Consider the following 21322-nt stretch of genomic DNA (forward strand, 5'->3'; position numbering starts at 1 on the left):
TGTGTGCGCGATCGCGATGGGCGGCATCGGGGTCGGCAACGCCGTCAACGCCAGTACCCCCGGCACCGTCGTGCGCAAGATGGAGGTCTTCTCCCCGACCGGCACCGGTCTCGGCTTCGTCCCGATCTACAGCGCGATCTCCTGACGCCCCGGCCGGCGGCGTGGCGGGGGCTCAGTCGCCCGTCACGCCGTCGATCCGCTCGCGCAGGAAGTCCGCGTGGCCGTTGTGCCGCGCGTACTCCTCGATCATGTGAACGTAGATCCAGCGCAGGTTTTTCTCGGTGCCGTTCGTCGGGTGCCGGTAGATGTGGTCCAGGTCCACGCCCTTGACCGCGGCCCGCGCCTCCTCGGTCTCCGCGATGAACGTGGCGAAGTCCCGCTCCGCGTCCGCGTCCGCCACGTTCTCGAAGTCACCGTCGCGCTGCTCCGGCGTGCAGTAGATGTCCTCGAGATCCGGCGCCACCCCGGTGAACACGCGAAACCACCAGCGCTCCACCTCGGCCATGTGCCGCACCAGCCCGAGCAGCGTGAGAATCGACGGCTCCACGCTCGCGGTCTTGAGCTGCTCCGCCGTCAGCCCCGCACACTTCGTCAGCAACGTCTGCCGGTGCCAGTCCAGCCACCCTTCCAGCATCTGCCGCTCCGGCGCGACAAAGGGCTCCGACGCGCGCTCGATAACCGGTGCAGTCCAATCGGTCGTCATGCGCCCGATTCTGCCCGACCGACCCCGTGACCTCCCGCCCGTCCCCGCCTCCGCTGGCGGTTCCCGGCGCCTGCCCGGCGCGGCGATCGGGTCTCGGGCGGCGATCACGCCTCCGCATGTGGCGAGCATGCGGGCCGCACCACGCCGGAAACGGGAGATGACGGTGAACGGGCCGGCCGGCAGCCGCCGGCCGGCCCGTCGAGCGGTGCTTACGTGGCCGAGATGGTGTTGGTCGCGACCAGGGCGAGCACGATCGTGCCCAGCACGATGCGGTAGACGATGAAGATCGTGTAGCTGTGCTTGGCGACGAACTTGAGCAGCCAGTTGACCGCGAAGTAGGCGACGATGAAGCTGACCACGGTGGCGACCAGCGTGTTGACCCAGCCGACGCCGTTGGAGATGTTGTCGAACTCGGTGACGACCTGCAGCAGCGTGGCCGCGGTCAGCGCCGGGATGGACAGGAAGAACGACAGGCGGGTGACCGTGACACGGTCGAGGTCACGGAGCAGGCCGGCGGACATGGTGGCGCCGGAGCGGGAGACGCCGGGGATCAGCGCGAGACACTGGGTGACGCCGATGATCAGCGTGTCCTTCCAGGTCACGTCGGCCTCGTGGCGGGTCTGGGTGGCCGCGCGGTCGGCGAACCACATGACGAAGCTCCAGACGATCAGCGCGGTGCCGACGAACCAGAGGCTGCGCAGCGTGGTCTCGATCTGGTCCTTGAAGAGCAGACCGATGATCGCGATCGGGACCGAGCCGAGGATGACCGCCCAGCTGAACCGGTAGTCGGGGGTGCCGCGGTTCTCCGCCTTGAACAGGCCCAGGAACCAGGCCTTGATGATCCGGAGGATGTCGCCGCGCAGGTAGAGCAGCGTGGCCAGCACCGCGCCGGACTGGATGATCGCGGTGAACGCGGTGATGTCCGGTGCGTCGATCTGGTAGCCGAGCAGCTTCTCCAGGATCGTGAGGTGACCCGTGCTGGAGACCGGCAGGAACTCGGTGAAGCCTTCGACGGCGCCGAGCAGCACCGCTTCGAGGATGTTCACGGACTGGCTCTTCCCTCCACCGGCGCGCGTGCCGGCCAATCAGCGGAATGACAACTGCGGGGGGTGACGAGCGATCAAGATAGCGCGTGCTTGAGGTGCAGGGTGACCCGCGCCCCGCCGAGCTCCCCGCGGTCGATCCGGACGCCGCCGCCGAGCTCGGTGGCGACCCGGTGCACGATGGACAGGCCGAGTCCGGTGGAGCCGCCGCCGCTGTGCCCGCGTTGCAGCGCGGCCCGCGGATCGCGGATGCCGGGGCCGGCATCGGACACGGTGAGCGCGTCATCCGACACCGTGACCAGGAACGGCGTGCCCTGCGGCGTGTGCTCGAAGACGTTGCCGATGAGCGCGTCGACCACGCCGATCAGGTCCTCCTCGGGCACGTTGACGAAGACCGGGCGGTCCGCGCCGACGACCTGCCAGGGGCGGCCGTGGTCGTCCGCGAGCACGGCCCAGAAGGACAGCCGGTCGGCGAGCACCTCGACCAGATCGGTCTGCGCGTCGGTACGCTCAGTGACCGGCCGTCGCGCGCCGCCGATGATCTCGTCGATCTCGTGTTGGAGATCCGACACCGCCTGGCGCACCCGGTCCGCGACCGGGCCGGGCGGGATCCGGTCCGCGTCCAGGCGCAGCGCGGTCAGCGGCGTGTGCAGCCGGTGCGACAGGTCGGACGCGAGTTCCCGCTCCTTGTCGATGAACTGGATCATGCGGTCGGCCATCGTGTTGAACGCGCTCGCGGCCTCGCGCAGCTCCGGCGGACCGGCCGGGGTGACGCGCGCGGAGAGGTCCTTGGCGCCGAACGCGCGGGCCGCGCCGGCCAGCGAGCGGGCCGCGCGGACCAGCCGGACGCCGATCCGGTCCGCGACGAAGACCGAGCCGGCGACCAGCACCAGCGACATGCCGGCCATCGCGGCCCAGGCCACGTCGACGCCCCGGCGCAGGTCCGCGTCGGGCACGAAGACCTCGATCACCGCGGTACGGTTCCCGTCGATCGCGGTGGCCTGAAGGTAGACCTGGCCGCCCGGCACGACCGCGGTGGTCGCCTGCCGGCGTGACTCCACCAGCTCCACGTCGCCCGCGTCGGCCACGCTGGTGCCCATCGGCGGCTGACCGGGCAGGTGCACGGCCAGCCGGTTGTCGGCCCCGGCCGCGGTCGCGGCCATCGCGCGGGTGAGCACGTCCGGATCGTCCGTCACGGTCAGCGCCGCGACCATGCCGACGGCCTGCTGATGCGCGTCCGCGAGCGCGCGGTCCTCGGCGATCTCCATGACGACCAGGGCCAGCGGTACGACGAACGACAGCGCGACCATCGACGTCACGGCCAGCGCCAGCCGGGCGAGCGCGGCCCTCAACTGTGATCGGCCAGCATGATGCCGACGCCGCGGACGGCGTGCAGCAGGCGGGGCTGGGCGGCGGTCTCGCCGAGCTTGCGGCGCAACCAGGAGATGTGGACGTCGAGCGTCTTCTCGAAACCGGCGTACGGCGCGCGCCAGACCTCGGTCACCAGCTCCTTGCGGGTGACCACCTGCCCGGCGCGGCCGGCGAGGTACGCGAGCAGCTCGTACTCCTTTCGGGTGAGTTTCAGGACCTCGCCGTCGAGCGTGATCGTCCGGCGGGACGGGTCGACGCACAGCCCGCCCACCCGCACCGGCTCCGAGCTGCGTTCCGGCGCGGCCGGACGGCCCCGGCGCAGCACCGCGGTGACCCGCGCGGCCAGGTGCGCGGTGGAGAACGGCTTCACCACGTAGTCGTCCGCACCCGCGTTGAGCAGGCGGATGATGTCCAGCTCGCCGCGCCGCCCGGTGGCCACGATCACCGGCACGTCGCAGATCGTACGCAGCATGCGCAACGCGTCCGCGCCGTCGATGTCGGGCAGGCCGAGGTCGAGAATCACCAGGTCAGGCTGATTGTGGGTGATCTCCTGCAGCGCCTCCATGGCGCTGCCGACCGCGCGGACGGCGTGTCCGAGGTCGGTCAGCGTATGCGCGATGGCGCCGCGCACCGTGGGGTCGTCGTCGACGAGCAGGACGAGGGGCATGGCAGCACGCTATCCCGAGTTGGCACTATGAGTCCCGTGCGGATCTGGCAGCTGGGCGGCGGGGCGATGGCATGGGTGCTGGCCACCGTGCTCGGGGCCGTGACGGTGTGGGTGGGGTTACGCCCCGTGTTGAACACGGCGCTGCCCGATCGCGCCATTCCGCTGAGTGCGTCGGATCTGCGCAGGTTGTCGCCTGCTCCGGCGCCGCCGGTGGTCACGCCGTCGCCGTCGCCGACACTCTCCGTGACGCCATCGTCCTCCCCGTCGCCGCCCGCGGTCCGTGAGAGCGCCGCGGCGCCGGTCCCCACCGCGGCCCGTAGTAGCGCTCCCACGCGTGAGGCCGGGCCCGCGGCGCCGAAGCAGTCCGTCGTGAACGGCTGGACCGCGACCGAAACCAACGGCAAAGTCACATATGTCCGAAGTTTCAAGGTTGATGGTGGGCAGGCCGTCATCCAGATCGTGGACCAGGTGGTCAGCCTGGTGTCCGCGACGCCCGCGACCGGGTTCGCCACGGACACCGCGCAACCGTCGCCGGAGCGCCTCGTGGTGCGGTTCACCGGCGGCGGCCGGGCCTACACGATCGACGCGCTCTGGTTCAACAACGGGCCGTTCCACGAGGTCACGGAGTCGTGAGCAACACGTCCGCGACCGTGTCCAGCCGGCCGTCCGGCGTGGTGCCCTCGATGATCACCCGCGCCTGGCGGCCCCGGTGGGTCAGCGTCGCGACCGCGTTGCCGAAGTAGGGGTCGTCCTCGCTCTTCCGCCAGCGCAGCGACGACGAGCGCACGCCCACGCTGAACGCCAGGCCGCGGGCGACCAGCCCGGCCCAGCGCGCCCAGCCGATCCGCATCAGCGGCCGCATGAAGCTCGGCACCTGGTTGTGTATCGGCGAGCAGGTCAGCTGGTGCACCGGGGTGATCACACCGGGGCCCAGTTCGGCCTTGGCCACGTACGAGTGGTGCACGTCGCCGGAGAGCACCGAGATCGACGCCGGGCCGGTGCTGCTGCGGCCGAGCACCCGGAACAGGTCGGCCAGCGCCTCGAACGAGCTCTGGAACGCGGCCCAGTGCTCCAGGTCGACCGCGCGCCGCACCTTCTCGCCGAACGCGGCCACCCGTGGCCGCCTGGACGCGCTGATCCGCTCGTTCCACGCCTCCAGGTAGTGGATCGCGGGCGGCATCAGCCACGGCAGCGACGAGCCGACCACCAGGTGGTCGAAGGTCGACCCGTGCGCCTGGTCGAGGAACCAGGACCACTCCGCGGCCGGCAGCATCGCGCGATGGTCCGGGTCCAGCACCCGGCTGCACCGGTTGTCCAGGACCACCAGCCGGGTACGCCCGAGATCGACCGCGAAGCTCCACTGGTACTGCCGCGACCTCCAGCTCTCCGGGTCGTGCCCGAAGTCCGCCTCCTGGTCCACCCGGGCGGCGAACTCGCGGAGGATCTCGGTCGCGTCCGCGGCGCCGGCCACCTTCGGGTAGAGCGCGTCCTCCTGCAGCCGGTCCGGCGGCAGGTTGCCCATGTGCTGGTAGACCCAGTAGGAGGCGAGCCCGTTCATGATCCGCTCGGCCCACCAGGGCTCCCGCTGCATGTCCGCGCGCCACGATGCCGACGAGTTCCAGTCGTCGATGATCTCGTGGTCGTCGAACATCATCACGGACGGCACGGTGGAGAACAGCCAGCGGATCTCCGGGTCGCGCCAGGACTCCTCGTAGAGCTTCGTGTACTCGTCGAACGTCTGCACGTCGTCGCCGGTGCCGTGGTGCGGCTTGGTACGCGCCGTGAGCTGCTTGCGTACCGTGTCCGAGGTCTTGTCCGCGTAGACCTGGTCACCGAGCAGCACCAGGAAGTCCGGCCAGGCCTCGTCGTCCGGGCCGGCCGGCATCAGGCGCCGCGCGTAGGCGTCCAGCGCGTCCGGCGGCAGCCGCCGCGTCGTCGCGTGCTGCGTCGTCTCCCGGCAGGAGCCGAACACCAGCTTCGCCTCCGTGTCCCGCTCCGCGCCGCCGCGGGTCCGGATGACACTCCTCGGGTACGGGTAGTCCGCCGGCGGCCAGACGTGCGCCCCGTCCACGTACACGTCGTAGGGGGTGACCGCACCCTCGGCCAGACCCTCCACCAGGACCAGCGCGTAGTGGTGACCGAACGCGGAGAACGTGGCCGCGCGCCCACCGGCCGCACCCGCGCGCACCTCGACCTCCGCCGCGTGCGCGGTCTCGACCCAGACCGTGGCCTTCGTGCCGGCGACGCGGCGCAGCAGCGGGCCGATGAGCAGCGCTTCGCTCGGCTGATCGGTCGTCATTTAACGGACCTCCGGGGGATGGTGGGCTTCATCCTGCCCACCCGGATCACCGTGGCGCCAGCGGGGTGCGTGTCACTCGTCACCGCATCCGGAAAGTGTTTACACCGTTTAGGGGTGGGTGACCGGGGCGGGAGCCGGGGTTCACCGGCCGTTACCCCGTGGGTGACCGGGGGAGTTGGACAACCGACGGCCCGGTAAGGGGTGGAGCGGTCGGCGGGACGCCTGCGGGCCCATCTGACAGGATTCGGTCATGGACTACGTGGTCGTCGCTCTGGTGATGCTGGGCGTGTTGGTGCTCGGCGGGCTCGGTCTGGTGGTGCCGCGGCTGCGCCGGCGGCCCCCGGTGCCGCCCGTTACGCCCTCCTCTCCTCCGGTGATCACCGAGAAGCCGGTGCCCGAGGCTTCTCCGGTTTCCGTGGCGCCGGCTCCGGTGGTGGAGGCCCCGCCCGCCGTCGTCGAGGAACCCGCCGTCGAGGAACCGGCCGTCGAGCGGCCGGAGCCGTCGGCCGGGCGGCTGGTGCGGCTGCGCGCGCGGCTGTCCCGCTCGCAGAACGTCTTCGGCAAGGGCCTGCTCGGCCTGCTCTCCCGCGACCACATCGACGACGACACGTGGGAGGAGATCGAGGACAGCCTGATCGGCGCGGACGTCGGCATCGAGGCGACCACCGCGATCGTCGAACGGCTGCGCGAGCGCACCCGCGTGCTGGGCACGAAGACCGCCGCGGACGTGCGCGCGCTGCTGGCCGAGGAACTGGTCGCGGCGCTGGAGCCGGGCATGGACCGGACGCTGCGGTCCGCGCCCACCGGCGACACCCCGGCGGTGATCATGGTGGTCGGCGTGAACGGCGCCGGCAAGACCACCACCTGCGGCAAGATCGCCCGGGTGCTGATCGCGGACGGGCGTACCGTGCTGATGGGTGCGGCCGACACGTTCCGGGCGGCCGCCGCCGAGCAGCTCGCCACCTGGGGTTCCCGGGTCGGCGCCGAGGTGGTCCGCGGTCCCGAGGGCGCGGATCCGGCGAGTGTCGCGTTCGATGCCGTGAAACGGGGTATCGAGACCCGGGTGGATACCGTGTTGGTGGACACCGCGGGCCGGCTGCAGAACAAGGTCGGCCTGATGGACGAGCTGGGTAAGGTCAAGCGGGTCGTGGAGAAGCACGGGCCGGTGGATGAGACGCTGTTGGTGCTCGACGCCACCACCGGGCAGAACGGCCTGGAGCAGGCGAGGGTCTTCACAGAGGTGGTCGACGTGACGGGTGTCGTGCTGACCAAGCTGGACGGCACGGCGAAGGGGGGGATCGTGATCGCGGTGCAGCGCAAGCTGGGCATCCCGGTCAAGCTGGTCGGCCTGGGCGAGGGCCCGGACGACCTGGCGCCCTTCGAGCCCGTGCAGTTCGTCGACGCGCTGCTCGGGACCGGCGCGTAACCGCCGTGACGCACCCACACCGCGCGCCGGGCATGTCGTGGCCGCCCCCGGGCGGGTCCGGCCAGCCGCAGCACTACACGCAACAGCCGCCGCCGGTCTACCACCAGCCGCCGCAGCAGCCCCCGCCTGTGCACCAGTACCCGCCGCAGACACCGCAGCAGCCCGGCCGGCCGTACGTGCCGCAGCTGCACCCGGAGCCCGGGTACGAGGAGGTGCCGCTGCGCGGCGGCAACGTCTCCACCGTGCACCGGGTCGGCGACACCGTACGCCGCAACGCGGGACCGTGGACGCCCTCGGTGCACGCGCTGCTGCGCCACATGGAGTACGTCGGCTTCAGCGGCTCGCCGCGCGCGCTCGGGATAGACGACAAGGGCCGCGAGGTGCTGTCCTACATCGACGGCGAGTGCGGCGAGTACCCGCTGGCCGAGCACTGGGTGACGGACGAGGCGCTGGTCACCGTGGCGACCATGCTGCGGATGTTCCACGACGCGCAGTACGGTTTCCAGCCGCCGCCCGGCGCGGTGTGGCGCTCGTTCGGGCCGCCGCCGCCGGACACGGAGGTGATCTGCCACCACGACGCGGCGCCGCACAACGTGATCTGGCGGCCGGACGGCACGCTCGCGCTGATCGACTTCGACCTGGCGTCACCGGGGGCGCGGATCTACGACGTGGCGTACGCGGCCTGGACCTGGGTGCCGCTCTTCTCCGACCGGGACTCGCAGACGCTGGGCTGGAAGCGGCCGAACCGGCCGCGCCGGCTGCGGTTGTTCGCGGACGCGTACGGGCTGATCCCGCGCGACCGGCACCGCCTGGTCCGGACCATTCGCAAGCGGATCGTCGACCACGTCGAGGGCATCCGGCGGATGGCGGCGGCCGGTGATCCCGCGTTCGTGACCATCGTGCAAAAGGGACACCTGCGTCGCCCGATGCGCGATCTTCGTCTGCTCGACTACGAGCGGAACGCACTTGAGTACACTCTGCGATAGATGATCGGCTGATACGCCACCCTCTGTTCAGGGATGGTGAGTGTTTCTTCACACGTTGGAAACAACCCGTGACTCTCAAGAAACGGACTGGAGACCCAGCGCGAAACAGCGGCCCGTGAAGCTCTCGTCCAACCGGCGACGGGGCGATGCTGCCTTGCCACCGGGAGGGAGGAATTCAAACCGAGAGGAGGCAGCGTGCCGGAGATTGCCATCGATTCCGGGCACACCGCCTGGTTGCTTGTTTCGTCCGCTCTTGTGCTTCTCATGACTCCGGGTCTGGCGTTCTTCTACGGTGGCATGACCAAGTCCAAGGGCATCCTGAACATGATGATGATGAGCTTCAGCTCCATCGCCATCGTGTCCCTGCTCTGGGTCTTCTACGGCTTCTCCATCGCGTTCGGTAAGTCGAACGGCTTCTTCGGCGACGTCACGCAGTACGCGTTCATGACGCAGGACCTCACCGGCGCCTGGTCCGAGCTGGTCCCGGTCCCGACGTTCGTCTTCGCGGTCTTCCAGATGATGTTCGCGATCATCACGGTCGCGCTGATCAGCGGCGCGCTCGCGGACCGCGCCAAGTTCGCCGGCTGGATCGTCTACGCGGTCGCCTGGGCCACCCTCGTCTACTTCCCGGTCGCGAACTGGGTGTGGGGCGGCGGCTGGATCTTCGAGATGGGCGCGTTCGACTTCGCCGGTGGCACCGCGGTGCACATCAACGCGGGTGCGGCGGCGCTCGGCCTGGCGATCATCCTGCGCAAGCGGAACGGCTGGCCGTCCGGTGCGTACAAGCCGCACAACGTGCCGACCATCGCGCTCGGCGCCGGTCTGCTCTGGTTCGGCTGGTTCGGCTTCAACGCCGGCTCCGAGGGCGCGGCCGACGCGATCGCCGGCATCGCGTTCCTGAACACCCAGGTCGCCACCGCGGCCGCGGTCATCGGCTGGCTGGTCGTGGAGTGGATCCGCGACGGCAAGCCCACGCTGCTCGGCGCGTCCTCGGGTGCGATCGCCGGCCTGGTCGCGATCACCCCGGCCTGTGCGTTCGTCGAGCCGATCGGCGCGATCGGCCTCGGCATCGTCACCGGTGCGATCTGCGCGCTGTCGGTCGGCCTGAAGTACAAGCTCGGCTTCGACGACTCGCTCGACGTGGTCGGCGTGCACATGGTCGGCGGCCTGATCGGCGCGCTGTCCATCGGCCTGATCGCCACCCAGAAGTTCTACGGCGAGGCCGGCCCGCAGGGCCTGTTCTACGGCGGCGGTGTCGAGCAGCTCGGCAAGCAGGCCGCGGGCGCGTTCGCGGTGCTGGCGTACTCGCTGATCATCTCGGTCATCCTGGGCTTCGCGATCGACAAGACGATCGGCATGACCGTCTCGTCCGAGGCGGAGACCGAGGGTGTGGACCAGGTCGAGCACGCGGAGAGCGCGTACGACTTCTCCGCCCCCACGGGTGGCGGCGGCGCGTTCGCCCTGGCCGGGATCGCCCCGTCGAGCGGCACCCCCGCGGCCGCGGCACCCGCCACGCCCGCCACGGCCGACGAAAAGGTCGCAGGCTAACAGGTCACCGGTTACGTTGCCACGATGGAGGGACTGAGCATGAAGCTGGTGACCGCGGTCATCAAGCCGTACCAGCTCGACGCGGTGAAGGAGGCCCTGCACGCCCTCGGCGTCGCCGGGCTCACCGTGAGCGAGGTGCAGGGCTACGGCCGGCAGAAGGGACACACCGAGGTCTACCGCGGTGCGGAGTACACGGTGGAGTTCCTGCCGAAGATCCGGGTCGAGGTGCTGACCGACGAGATCGACGTCGAGAAGGTCGTCGACGCGGTCGTCACGGCGGCCCGGACCGGGAAGATCGGCGACGGGAAGGTCTGGGTGACGTCCGTGGACGACGTCATCCGGGTCCGGACCGGCGAGCGCGGCCTCGACGCGCTGTAACACACGGATATGAGTGACATCGGCGCCGTCGCACGCACCACGCGTGCGGCGGCGCTCGACTCGTGGCTGACCACGCTGATGCCCGCCGGTGTGCCCGGCGTCGCGCTGGTCGCGGTGGGTGGGCTCGGCCGGCGTGAGGTCGCGCCGTTCAGCGACCTGGACCTGGTGCTGGTGCACGCCGGCGTGACCGGGATCGACGAGCTGGCCTCCTCGATCTGGTACCCCATCTGGGACGCGAAGCACAAACTCGACCACTCGGTCCGTACCGTCGATCAGGCTATCGAGGTGGCGGCGTCGGACGTCAAGGCCGCGCTCGGCATGCTCGACGCCCGGCACGTCGCCGGTGACCGTGCGCTGTCCGAGCGGCTGATCACCGAGTCCGCGGACCTCTGGCGGCGCACTGCGGTCCGCAACCTGGAGGCGCTCCGCGAGATCACTCGCGCGCGCTGGGAAACCCACGGCGAGCTGGCGTTCCTGCTGGAGGGCGACGTCAAGGAGGCGTCCGGCGGGCTGCGCGACGTGACGATCCTGCGCGGCATGGGCCGGGCCGGCATCGCGGACGCGATGCGCCCGGCGGTCCGGGCCGCGAACCTGCACATGCTCGACGTCCGGGACGCGCTGCACCTCGCGGTCGGCCGCCGGGTCGACCGGCTGGTCGCCCAGGAACGGAAGTCCGTGGCGCTGGCGCTGGGCCTGGACGACGGCGACGCGCTGCTGCGCCGCGTCTCCGGCGACGCGCGGACCATCGCGCACGCGGTCGACGACGCCTGGCGCGCTGCGGACCGGCTCCGCGGCCGTCGACGCCTGCTGACCGCGGGCACGCCGGTACGCCGCCCGGTCGCCCGGGACGTGGTCGAGCACGACGGCGAGCTCGTACTGGCACGAACCGCGATCGGGCCGCGCCCCGACCCCAGCCTCTCGCTCCGCGTCGCCGCGGCCGCGGCCGTGCACCGGCTGCCGATCGCGCGCGCCACCTGCGAATGGCTCGCCACCTACTGCCCGCCGCTGCCCGCGCCCTGGCCGGAAGCGGCCCGGTCGGCCCTGATCACGCTGCTCGGCGCCGGTCCCGGCCTGCCCGCGACCTGGGAGACCTGCGACCGGTACGGCCTGGTCGACGGCTGGCTGCCGGAATGGGCGCGCATGCGCAGCCTGCCGCAACACAACGCGGTGCACCGGTTCACGCTGGACCGGCACCTGGTCCAGGCCGCGTCCGAGGCCACCGCGTTCACCCGCGACGTCGACCGGCCCGACCTGCTGCTGCTCGCCGCGTTCCTGCACGACGTGGGCAAGGGCCTGCCCGGCGACCACAGCGCGGTCGGCGCGCCGATCGCGGCCGGCATCGCGCAGCGCATCGGGCTGCCGCCGGCCGAGGTCGCGCTGATCGAACGCCTGGTCCGGCTGCACCTGCTGCTGCCCGAGGTGGCCACCCGCCGCGACCTGAGCGACCCGGTCACCATCACCCGCGTCGCGACCGCGGTCGAGGACCCGCTCACGCTCGACCTGCTGCACAGCCTGGCCCGCGCGGACGCGATAGCGACCGGCCCGGCCGCCTGGTCCGACTGGAAGGGCCGGCTGATCCGCGAGCTGGTCGCACGCGTGCGCACCGCGCTGGACACCGGCGCGCTGCCCAAACCTGCGGAGCCCGACCCGGAACTGCTGGACGCGCCGCTGCCCGTGGTGCACCTCGACGGCGACCGGGTCGCGGTCGCGGCCGCGGACCGGCGCGGACTGCTCGCGGCCGTGGCCGGCTGCCTGTCCATGCACCGGCTCGACGTGCTCGCCGCGGACGTCACCACGGTGGGGGAGCGGGCGGTGCTGGAGGTGCGGGTACAGCCCCGGTACGGCACACCGGCCGAGCCGATCGCGCTCACCGCCGATTTGCGCCGGGTGCTCAACGGCGACGTGTCCGTGACGCAGCGGCTGCGCGGGCGAGTGCCTCCCACGCGTACCGGCGCCGCTCCGAAGGTCGTCTGGCACCGCGACGTGGCCACGGACGCGGTGGTGCTGGAGGTGCGCGCCGCGGACTCGCCCGGGCTGCTCTACCGGCTGGCGTCCGCGCTCGAGGACGTCGGCACGTCCGTGCGCGCCGCCCGGATCTCCACGCTCGGCGGCGACGTGGTCGACGCGTTCTACCTGGTCGGTGCGGGTTTCGACGACGCTGCCCGGGAGAAGGTGGAGGCCGCCGTGCTGGCCGCCGCCGCGCACGCCTGACTCGCCGGGTTACCCTTGCTGTTGGCCTCTTCGCGCCGGTGCGTTTTAGACAGAAACGGGATGTTGCGCAGTGTTTGACACCTTGAGTGACCGCCTCTCCGGGATCTTCGGCAAGCTCCGCGGCAAGGGCAAGCTCACCGACGCCGACATCGACGCCACCGCGCGCGAGATCCGTCTCGCCCTGCTGGAGGCGGACGTCGCGCTTCCCGTGGTCAAGGCGTTCATCCACACGCTCAAGGAGCGGGCGCGCGGCGCCGCGGTCTCCGAGGCGCTCAACCCGGCGCAGCAGGTCATCAAGATCGTGCACGAGGAGCTGATCGGCGTCCTCGGCGGCGAGGGCCGGCGGCTCCAGTTCGCCAAGAACCCGCCCACCGTGATCATGCTGGCCGGCCTTCAGGGTGCCGGTAAGACCACGCTCGCCGGCAAGCTCGCCCGCTGGCTCAAGGCCCAGGGCCACCAGCCGCTGCTCGTCGCCGCCGACCTCCAGCGGCCGAACGCGGTCAACCAGCTGCAGGTGCTCGGCCAGCGCGCCGGCGTCGAGGTCTACGCGCCCTCCGGCGGCAACGGCGAGGGCGACCCGATCCAGGTCGCGCGCGACTCGATCGAGCACGCGAAGCGCCAGGCCCGCGACATCGTCATCGTCGACACCGCCGGCCGTCTCGGCATCGACGAGGAGATGATGGCGCAGGCCGCCGGCATCCGCGACGCCGTCGACCCGGACGAGGTCATCTTCGTCATCGACGCCATGGTCGGTCAGGACGCGGTCCGCACCGCCGAGGCGTTCCGCGACGGCGTCGGCATCACCGGCGTGGTCCTCTCCAAGCTCGACGGTGACGCACGCGGTGGTGCCGCGCTCTCCGTCCGGCACGTGACCGGCCAGCCCATCCTCTTCGCGTCCACCGGCGAGAAGCTGGAGGACTTCGACGTCTTCCACCCCGACCGGATGGCCAGCCGCATCCTCGGCATGGGCGACGTGCTGACCCTCATCGAGCAGGCCGAGGCCGCGTTCGACGAGGACCAGAAGGAGAAGATGACGGCGAAGCTGCTCGGTGGCGAGCAGTTCACGCTGGAGGACTTCCTCGACCAGCTGGTCGCCGTCCGGCGGATGGGCCCGATCGCGAACGTGCTGAGCATGATGCCCGGCATGGGCCAGATGAAGGACCAGCTCGCCGAGCTCGACGACAAGCACTTCGACCGGGTCACCGCGATCATTCGCTCGATGACCCCCGCCGAGCGCACCAACCCCAAGATCCTCAACGGCTCCCGCCGCGCCCGCATCGCCAACGGCGCCGGTGTCCAGGTGATGGACGTCAACCAGCTGCTCAACCGCTTCGCCGACGCGCAGAAGATGATGAAGCAGATGGGCGGCATGATGGGCCTCCCCGGCGGCGGCAACCGCCGCAAGGCCACCAAGAGCCCGAAGAACAAGCGCAAGGGTACGAAGGGCGGCGGCAACAACCGTCCGCGCACCGGCGGCATGCCGGGCGGCTTCCCGGGCATGGGCGGCATGCCCCAGCTCCCCCCGGGCATGGACCCGAACACGCTGGGCGGCGGCGGCATGCCCGGCTTCAAGCTCCCCAACATCGACTTCAACAAGCTGAACAAGCCCAAGAAGCGCGACGAGGACTGATTTGTCCTCACCCGTTCGGGTCAGGCGACGCCTATCAGATCGAGACCCGAACCGAGGACTTTCATCGCGAGACGACCCTGCCCGGTGACCGTCGATCTTCCTGCCTGTACGGCGCGGCGTGACCGGCCATTCGGTCCGTCCGGGAGCGGTCGGTAAGACTGGGCGCATGGTGCTGCATGTGCGTGGGGTGTTGCTGCCCGAGGACGAGGTCCGGGATCTGTGGCTGGTCGGGGATCGGGTCACGTTCGAGCCGCAGCCCGGGGCGGAGACCGTTGTGGACGGTGGGTTCGTGCTGCCCGGGCTGGTCGACGCGCACTGCCACCCCGGGATCGCGCCCGGTGGTGGACCGGTCGGCTCGCTGGCGCAGGCGCGTGAGCTGGCGTTCCAGGACCGTGACGCGGGCGTGCTGGCGATCCGGGACGCGGGATCGCCGTTCCCCTACGCGGAACTGGACGACGATCCGGAGATGCCGCGCCTGATCCGGGCCGGGCAGCATGTCGCGGCGCCGAGGCGCTATCTGCGGGACACCGCGGTCGAGGTCGAGCCGGTGGACGTGCCCGCGACCGTCGCGGCGCAGGCCAAGGCCGGTAGCGGCTGGGTCAAGCTGGTCGGCGACTGGATCGACCGGGGCGCCGGCGATCTCGCACCGAGCTGGGACGCGGCCACGCTGACCGCCGCCGTCGAGGCGGCACACGCAGCCGGCGCGCGGGCGGCCGTGCACACGTTCTCCGAGGAGGCCGTGGAGATCATGGTTCGGGCCGGCGTCGACTCGGTCGAACACGGCACCGGCCTGAGCCCCGACCTCCTCGACGAGATGGCCCGCCGCGGCACCGCGCTGGTCCCCACGATGATCAACATCCTGACGTTCGACGGCATCGCCGCGCGGGCAGAGACCAAATTCCCCGGGTACGCGGCTCACATGCGCACACTCCGCGACCGCAATCCGGAGCTGGTCCGCGCCGCATACGAGGCCGGCGTCCCGATCTACGTCGGCACCGACGCCGGCGGCGGCATCGCCCACGGCCAGGCCGCCGAGGAGATGCTGCTGCTGCACACCCGGGCCGGCCTGCCCGCCGAGGCCGTGCTCGCCGCCGGGTCGTGGGGCGCCCGCGCCTGGCTCGGCCTCCCCGGCCTGACCGAGGGCGGCCTCGCCGACCTGGTCGCCTACGACACCGACCCGCGCCACGACCTCACGGCGGTCCGCACCCCGCGCCGCATCATCCTCCGGGGCCGCATCCTCCGCTGACCGTACGTCCGCTCCACACACGCTCGTGCCGGCCGACCGGACCTCGCCGGGAGGATCATTGACCGGTACGAAAGGTAGATCAAACATCGAAGTTGACCTACCTTGTGCATCGGTCGATGATCCTTGTGGAGTCAGGGCCGCGGAGTTCGCCGGCGCGGTGGCCGACGCATCCGACATGTCGGATGCGGTCAGCTGCGCGCGACGTCCTCTCGCCGAGTCGGCACCTGCGGTGTCGTCCGTTCGGCCGGTGTCCGCCGCGTTTTCCCGTCCACCCGCTTCCGGCGTCGGCGCCCGGCTCTTCGTCGGCGTGCGACGCAACCCGCGCCGACGAGACCAGCCGATGGTGTCGATCGCGGGGTCGGGACGGGGCCGCGGCAGCGCGGTGAACCGGACCGGCGTGGTTTTCGGTGACCACCCGGGGACCGGCTCCGACCGGCGGACCGGAGCGGAGCGCCAGCGGAGTCGGAGGGAAGCCGGAGGTTTGCCCGCGGGAGCACGCCCGAAGCGCCCACGCCGGAAGCGGGAACATCGAATTCGGGATTGTCCCGGGCCGGCTGAGCACCCGCACGCGGACGACGCGACCCATCGGTATTGGACAGGGGATTCGATCTTCGGGTCCCGCGGTGCTGCCCGTCGCGCGACGGCGGGGGAACCCCGAGGCCTAGGATGTGCGGTTATGGCTCGTGTGCTGACTCCCCGGGCGGAGGATTTTCCCCGCTGGTACCAGGATCTGATCGCCAAGGCGCAGCTGGCCGACAACGGGCCGGTGCGCGGGACGATGGTGATCCGGCCGACGGCGTATGCGATCTGGGAGCGGATCCAGTCCGAGATGGATGCGCGGATCAAGGACGCGGGCGCGGAGAACGCGTATTTCCCGCTGTTCATCCCGGAGAACTACCTGACCCGGGAGGCGGAGCACGTCGAGGGTTTCTCGCCGGAGCTGGCGGTGGTCACGCACGGTGGCGGCAAGCAGCTCGCGGAGCCGGTCGTGGTGCGGCCGACCAGTGAGACCGTGATCGGCGAGTTCATGGCGAAGTGGATCGACTCGTACCGGGATCTGCCGCTGCTGCTGAACCAGTGGGCGAACGTGGTCCGGTGGGAAATGCGGCCCCGTGTCTTCCTGCGGACGAGTGAGTTCCTCTGGCAGGAAGGCCACACCGCGCACGCGACCGAGCAGGACGCGCGGGCCTACGCGAAGAAGATCCTGCACGAGGCGTACGAGGACCTGATGGTCAAGGTGCTCGCCATGCCGGTGCTCGTCGGGCGCAAGACGGACCGCGAGCGGTTCGCCGGTGCGACCAACACCTACTGCCTCGAGGGCATGATGGGTGACGGCAAGGCGCTGCAGATGGGCACCTCGCACGAGCTGGGGCAGAACTTCGCGAAGGCGTTCGACATCGCGTTCTCGGCGCAGAGCGGCGCGCGCGAGCACGCCTGGACCACGTCCTGGGGCACCTCGACGCGGATGGTCGGCGGCCTGATCATGTGCCACGGCGACGACAGCGGGCTGCGGGTGCCGCCGGTGCTGGCGCCGATCCAGGCGCACGTGATGATCGTCAAGGACGGGGAAGGCGTCGCCGTCGCGGCCGCGAAGATCAAGGACGATCTCAAGGCCGCGGGGGTACGGGTCGGCTTCGACGATCGGGTCGACACCCCGTTCGGGCGGCGTGCGGTGGACGCGGAGCTGAAGGGCTACCCGATCCGGATCGAGATCGGGCCGCGGGATCTCGCCAACGGGAATGTCACGGTGGCCCGGCGGTTCGACGGCAGCAAGTCGAGCGTGCCGCTGGCCGGCGTGGTCGACGCGGTGACCGCGGCGCTGACCGGCGACCAGCAGGCGCTCTTCGACCAGGCGCTGGCGCACCGTGAGGCGAACACGCACGAGGTCAAGACGCTGGGTGAGGCGATCGAGGCGTCGGCCACCGGCTGGGCGCGCGTGCCGTGGTCCGCGGTCGGCGTCGAGGGCGAGGCCGAGGCGAACAAGTCCGCGGTGACCGTGCGCTGCCTGATCCGCGCGGACGGCTCGGTGCCGGAGTCGGAGACCGAGCCGGACCTGATCGCGGTGCTCGGGCGTTCGTACTGAATTCCGCGCGGTGGTGGCCGCGTCGTAACGACATGGTCACCACCGGCGGTTAACCTGGCTCCTCGTGGGATTCGCACCTGGCCGACTGATAATGCACCGGAACGTCCGTCACCACCGGATCGGCTGGGTACGCCCGGTGCGGGTAGTGAGCGACGACGAGCGCGGCCTGCTGGTCTGGCTGGACCGCGGCACCCGGGTGCTGAACGAGGTCGCGACGGATGGGCGCGGGCTGCGCGCGATGCCGTTCAGCGAGTGGGTCGGCCTGGACTACCGGCTGGACGAGACGGTCTGGCAGGGGCCGGGCGTGCTCAAGTTCATGCCGCCCGGCGAGGCGCACTCGGTCTGGTGGTTCCGGGACGACGCCGGGACGTTCAGCGGGTGGTACGTGAACCTGGAGGCCCCCGTGCTCCGCTGGGACGACGGCGCGGTGGCCGGTGTCGACATGGTCGACCAGGACCTGGACATCGTGGTCGCGCCGGACCGGACGTGGCGTTGGAAGGACGAGGACGAGTTCGCCGAGCGGCTGGCGTTCCCGGACCACTACTGGGTGCCGGACGCGGACGCGGTGTGGGCCGAGGGCAAGCGCGTGGTGGAGCGGATCGAAGCGGGCGAGTTCCCGTTCGACGGCACCTGGACCGACTTCGCGCCGGACCCGGCGTGGACTCCCGGCGTGCCGCTCCCCGGCTGGGACCGGCCGGTGCTTGAGCGCCTTTAAAGACCTTTTGCCCGATATGTGTACGGGATGCGGGGTCGTTTCATACGCGGGCCCCGGATCTGGCACAATGGTGAGCTGGTATCCGGCACGCGTTTGTTGCCCTCTAACTACGAGCGCGGCGCCAATCCTCGAAGCATCGGATCCCATGCCCCACGTGGGAGCCCGCCTGCTCACCCGCGCACCGGTCGTCCAGACCGGTGTAGATCGCAACAGGAGCGAACAGACAGTGGCCGTAAAGATCCGGCTCCTGCGGATGGGCAAGATCCGCAACCCCCAGTACCGCATCGTCGTGGCCGACTCGCGGACCAAGCGCGACGGCCGGGCCATCGAGTACGTGGGCATCTACCAGCCGAAGGAGCACCCTTCGGTGATCGAGGTCAAGTCCGACCGGGTGCAGCACTGGCTGTCGGTCGGCGCGCAGCCGTCCGAGGCCGTGCAGCGCATCCTGGAGAAGACCGGCGACTGGCAGAAGTTCAAGGGTCTGCCGGCCCCGCCGCCGCTCCTGGTCGCGGAGCCGAAGGCGGACCGCAAGGCCGTCTACGACGCCGAGTCGCAGGCTGCCGCGGGCGTCACCCCGGCGAAGTCGGCCTCGAAGAAGGCCGAGCCGAAGGCCACCGAGGCCAAGGCCGAGGAGTCCTCCGATGCGGGCGCCGGCGACGCGAGCTGACGGGGCGCTCCGGCCCGCGCTGGAGCACCTCGTCAAGGGCATCGTCGACCACCCGGACGACGTGCGCGTCCGGCTCGTCGACTCGCGCCGCGGTAAGCGGCTGGAGGTGCGCGTCCACCCCGAGGACCTGGGAACGGTCATCGGGCGTGGCGGCCGCACCGCCAAGGCGCTGCGTACCGTGATCGGGTCGATCGGCGGGCGTGGCGTGCGAGTCGACATAGTCGACGCGTACTGAATCGATGCTCCTCATCATCGGGCACATCGCTCGCGCGCACGGCGTGCGTGGCGAGGTCGCCGTGCACGTCCGCACGGACGAGCCCGAGGCGCGTTTCGTCCCCGGGGCGGTGCTGACCACCGAGATCTCCTCGAAGGTCCGCACCGCTCCGGCGGACGGCGCCCCGGTTCCGGCCGGCGCCGTGCGCTTCGAGGTGCCGAAAAAACTGACCATCGAGACGGTACGGCCGCATCAGGACAAACTGCTCGTGACGTTCGAGGGCATCCTCGACCGGGACGAGGCGGAGGCCATGAAGGGTGTCCTGCTCTGCGTGGACAGCTCCGAGGTCGCGCCGCTGGACGACCCGGACGAGTTCCGCGACCATGAGCTGGTCGGGCTGACCGTGGTCGACACCGCCGGCGAGAAGCTCGGCGAGGTGCTGCGGATCGACCACGCGGCCGCGTCCGACCTGATCGTCCTGAAGCGGGCGCAGGGCGGTACGGCGCTGATCCCGTTCGTCCGGCAGATCGTCCCGACGGTGGACGTGGCCGGCGGCCGGGTCGTGGTCGACCCGCCGGAAGGCCTGCTGGACCTGTAGATGCGCGTCGACGTACTGACGATCTTCCCGGACTACTTCGCCCCGCTCTCGCTCTCCCTGATCGGGAAGGCGCGGACCACGGGGTTGCTCGACGTGGGCGTGCACGACCTGCGGGAATGGACGCACGACGTGCACCGGACCGTTGACGACACGCCCTACGGCGGCGGGCCCGGCATGGTCATGCGGCCGGAGCCGTGGGGTGCCGCGTTCGACACGCTCCTGCCCGTACCGCCGGAAGATCTTGATGTTGCTCCGGTGTTGATCGTGCCGACGCCGGCCGGTGAGCGCTTCTCCCAGGCTCTCGCGGCCGATCTCGCGGCTGAGCAGCGGTTGATCTTCGCCTGCGGACGGTACGAGGGGATCGACCAGCGGGTGCTGGAGGACGCCGCGACCCGGATGCGGGTGCGTGAGGTCTCTCTCGGCGACTACGTGCTGTTCGGCGGCGAGGTCGCGGTGCTGGTGATGCTGGAGGCGGTCGTGCGGCTGCTCCCTGGCGTGATCGGGAATGCGGATTCACTGACCGAGGAGTCACACGCGAACGGCCTGCTGGAAGCGCCGCTCTACACGAAGCCGGCGGTCTGGCGCGGGCGCGAGGTGCCCGAGGTGCTGCGCTCCGGCGACCATGGCAAGATCGCCAAATGGCGGCGGGCGCAGTCCCTTCTGCGCACGGCCGCGCAGCGTCCGGATATGCTGGCCAGTGCCGCACCGGAGACGCTGGACAAGCACGATGTCGCCACGTTGACCGGGGCCGGATTTCCGGTGCCCGAGGCCGGTGTGGCAAAGTAGAGAGGTTGCCGCGATCGGGGCACGTCCCCGCATGCGCAACGGATAGTTTTCTTTCGCGCCGCCACTGGCCATGGCGCGGGGATTCGCCACGAGCCTTGAGGATGCAGCAGCGATGAACACGCTCGACGCACTGGACGCCCAGTCGCAGCGGACCGACATCCCGGACTTCCGCGCCGGTGACACCCTGAAGGTGCACGCGCGCGTCGTCGAGGGCAACCGCTCCCGTGTCCAGGTCTTCCAGGGTGTCGTCATCCGGCGCCACGGTGCCGGCCTGCGCGAGACCTTCACCATCCGGAAGGTGAGCTTCGGCGTCGGCGTCGAGCGCACCTACCCGCTGAACAGCCCCGCGATCGACCGCCTCGAGGTCATCACCCGCGGTGACGTTCGCCGGGCGAAGCTGTACTACCTCCGTGAGCTCCGCGGCAAGGCCGCGAAGATCAAGGAGAAGCGCGAGGCGGTCACCCGCTGACGTCCCCCGTCCGGGTAAACCTTCTCTCGCTCCGACAGCAGCCGTAGCGCCGAACGCGACCTAAGCTTGCTTCTGTGACGTACGGGCGCTACGACGGCGACAGTCGAGAAACATCGCCCTACCGCTCGACGCCTCCCCCCGCGGATTCCGACGGGGACGGGGCTCGGGCGGTAGTGCTGTATCCGGGGTCCGGCGGGTCGTTCTTCGACGGGCCGGAGCCGGACGATGCCGAGCGCCCCCGCCGCCGTCGCGGCTCCGCGGGTTCGGCCGGCCCGGTCGCTG

The 21322-nt window shown here is 70.9% G+C and carries 20 protein-coding genes and 1 pseudogene; 16 read left to right on the top strand and 5 right to left on the bottom strand.

What is annotated here, in order from left to right:
• The first annotated feature begins 1 nt into the window (after window position 1).
• Complete coding sequence (locus J2S42_RS28615) at window positions 2-145, top strand: hypothetical protein (RefSeq protein WP_307244009.1); 144 nt, start codon at window positions 2-4, stop codon at window positions 143-145.
• A gap of 27 nt (window positions 146-172) precedes the next feature.
• On the opposite strand, the gene J2S42_RS28620 is transcribed toward J2S42_RS28615, so the two are convergent.
• The 4 genes from J2S42_RS28620 to J2S42_RS28635 form a co-directional block, all read right to left on the bottom strand.
• Window positions 173-703 carry a DinB family protein gene (locus tag J2S42_RS28620; RefSeq protein ID WP_307244011.1) on the bottom strand — a complete coding sequence of 177 codons (531 nt, stop codon included), beginning with the start codon at window positions 701-703 and terminating at the stop codon, window positions 173-175.
• Between the two features lie 209 nt (window positions 704-912).
• Window positions 913-1749 carry an undecaprenyl-diphosphate phosphatase gene (locus J2S42_RS28625; protein ID WP_307244013.1) on the bottom strand — a complete coding sequence of 279 codons (837 nt, stop codon included), beginning with the start codon at window positions 1747-1749 and terminating at the stop codon, window positions 913-915.
• Window positions 1750-1823: 74 nt separating this feature from the next.
• Window positions 1824-3098, bottom strand: coding sequence for a HAMP domain-containing sensor histidine kinase (locus J2S42_RS28630; protein ID WP_307244015.1), 1275 nt, complete (start codon window positions 3096-3098; stop codon window positions 1824-1826).
• Window positions 3095-3784: a response regulator transcription factor gene (locus J2S42_RS28635; RefSeq protein WP_307244016.1), complete on the bottom strand. Its 690-nt coding sequence runs from the start codon at window positions 3782-3784 to the stop codon at window positions 3095-3097. The genes J2S42_RS28630 and J2S42_RS28635 overlap by 4 nt, the downstream gene beginning before the upstream one ends.
• Window positions 3785-3820: 36 nt before the next feature.
• Here J2S42_RS28635 and J2S42_RS28640 point away from each other — a divergent pair, with 36 nt between their 5' ends.
• Window positions 3821-4417 (top strand): hypothetical protein, encoded by a 597-nt coding sequence (locus J2S42_RS28640; protein ID WP_307244018.1) that lies wholly within the window; start codon window positions 3821-3823, stop codon window positions 4415-4417.
• On the opposite strand, the gene J2S42_RS28645 is transcribed toward J2S42_RS28640, so the two are convergent.
• On the bottom strand, window positions 4404-6083 hold the full coding sequence (locus J2S42_RS28645) for an alkaline phosphatase D family protein (protein WP_307244020.1): 1680 nt from the start codon (window positions 6081-6083) through the stop codon (window positions 4404-4406). The genes J2S42_RS28640 and J2S42_RS28645 overlap by 14 nt on opposite strands.
• A gap of 250 nt (window positions 6084-6333) precedes the next feature.
• Between J2S42_RS28645 and ftsY the strand changes: the two genes are divergently transcribed.
• The 14 genes and pseudogenes from ftsY (at window position 6334) to rplS (ending at window position 21040) form a co-directional block, all read left to right on the top strand.
• Window positions 6334-7509 carry a signal recognition particle-docking protein FtsY gene (gene ftsY / locus J2S42_RS28650; protein WP_307244022.1) on the top strand — a complete coding sequence of 392 codons (1176 nt, stop codon included), beginning with the start codon at window positions 6334-6336 and terminating at the stop codon, window positions 7507-7509.
• 5 nt (window positions 7510-7514) lie between these two features.
• Window positions 7515-8495 (top strand): phosphotransferase, encoded by a 981-nt coding sequence (locus J2S42_RS28655; RefSeq protein ID WP_307244024.1) that lies wholly within the window; start codon window positions 7515-7517, stop codon window positions 8493-8495.
• A 195-nt stretch (window positions 8496-8690) separates the two neighbouring features.
• On the top strand, window positions 8691-10043 hold the full coding sequence (locus tag J2S42_RS28660) for an ammonium transporter (protein ID WP_307244026.1): 1353 nt from the start codon (window positions 8691-8693) through the stop codon (window positions 10041-10043).
• Between the two features lie 39 nt (window positions 10044-10082).
• Complete coding sequence (locus tag J2S42_RS28665) at window positions 10083-10421, top strand: P-II family nitrogen regulator (RefSeq protein ID WP_306839497.1); 339 nt, start codon at window positions 10083-10085, stop codon at window positions 10419-10421.
• 18 nt (window positions 10422-10439) lie between these two features.
• A pseudogene (locus tag J2S42_RS28670) lies at window positions 10440-12632 on the top strand ([protein-PII] uridylyltransferase); the annotation flags it as partial.
• A 70-nt stretch (window positions 12633-12702) separates the two neighbouring features.
• Window positions 12703-14262, top strand: coding sequence for a signal recognition particle protein (ffh, locus tag J2S42_RS28675; protein ID WP_307244028.1), 1560 nt, complete (start codon window positions 12703-12705; stop codon window positions 14260-14262).
• 166 nt (window positions 14263-14428) lie between these two features.
• Window positions 14429-15508, top strand: a complete 1080-nt coding sequence (locus J2S42_RS28680) for an amidohydrolase family protein (RefSeq protein WP_307244030.1) — start codon at window positions 14429-14431, stop codon at window positions 15506-15508.
• A 676-nt stretch (window positions 15509-16184) separates the two neighbouring features.
• Window positions 16185-17591 carry a proline--tRNA ligase gene (gene proS, locus J2S42_RS28685; protein ID WP_307244032.1) on the top strand — a complete coding sequence of 469 codons (1407 nt, stop codon included), beginning with the start codon at window positions 16185-16187 and terminating at the stop codon, window positions 17589-17591.
• Between the two features lie 64 nt (window positions 17592-17655).
• Entirely contained in the window at window positions 17656-18306 is a 651-nt protein-coding gene (locus J2S42_RS28690) for a ribonuclease FAU-1 family protein (RefSeq protein WP_307244033.1), read from the top strand.
• A gap of 226 nt (window positions 18307-18532) precedes the next feature.
• A complete protein-coding gene (gene rpsP / locus J2S42_RS28695; protein WP_307244035.1) occupies window positions 18533-18973 on the top strand; it encodes a 30S ribosomal protein S16 in 441 nt (146 codons plus the stop codon).
• Window positions 18948-19208 carry an RNA-binding protein gene (locus J2S42_RS28700; protein WP_033343864.1) on the top strand — a complete coding sequence of 87 codons (261 nt, stop codon included), beginning with the start codon at window positions 18948-18950 and terminating at the stop codon, window positions 19206-19208. The genes rpsP and J2S42_RS28700 overlap by 26 nt, the downstream gene beginning before the upstream one ends.
• 4 nt (window positions 19209-19212) lie before the next feature.
• Complete coding sequence (gene rimM, locus J2S42_RS28705; RefSeq protein WP_307244038.1) at window positions 19213-19785, top strand: ribosome maturation factor RimM; 573 nt, start codon at window positions 19213-19215, stop codon at window positions 19783-19785.
• Window positions 19786-20571 (top strand): tRNA (guanosine(37)-N1)-methyltransferase TrmD, encoded by a 786-nt coding sequence (gene trmD, locus J2S42_RS28710; RefSeq protein ID WP_307244040.1) that lies wholly within the window; start codon window positions 19786-19788, stop codon window positions 20569-20571.
• A 112-nt stretch (window positions 20572-20683) separates the two neighbouring features.
• Entirely contained in the window at window positions 20684-21040 is a 357-nt protein-coding gene (rplS, locus tag J2S42_RS28715) for a 50S ribosomal protein L19 (protein ID WP_307244042.1), read from the top strand.
• The last annotated feature ends 282 nt before the right edge of the window (window positions 21041-21322 follow it).

The sequence above is a fragment of the Catenuloplanes indicus genome (assembly GCF_030813715.1).
Lineage (GTDB): Bacteria > Actinomycetota > Actinomycetes > Mycobacteriales > Micromonosporaceae > Catenuloplanes > Catenuloplanes indicus.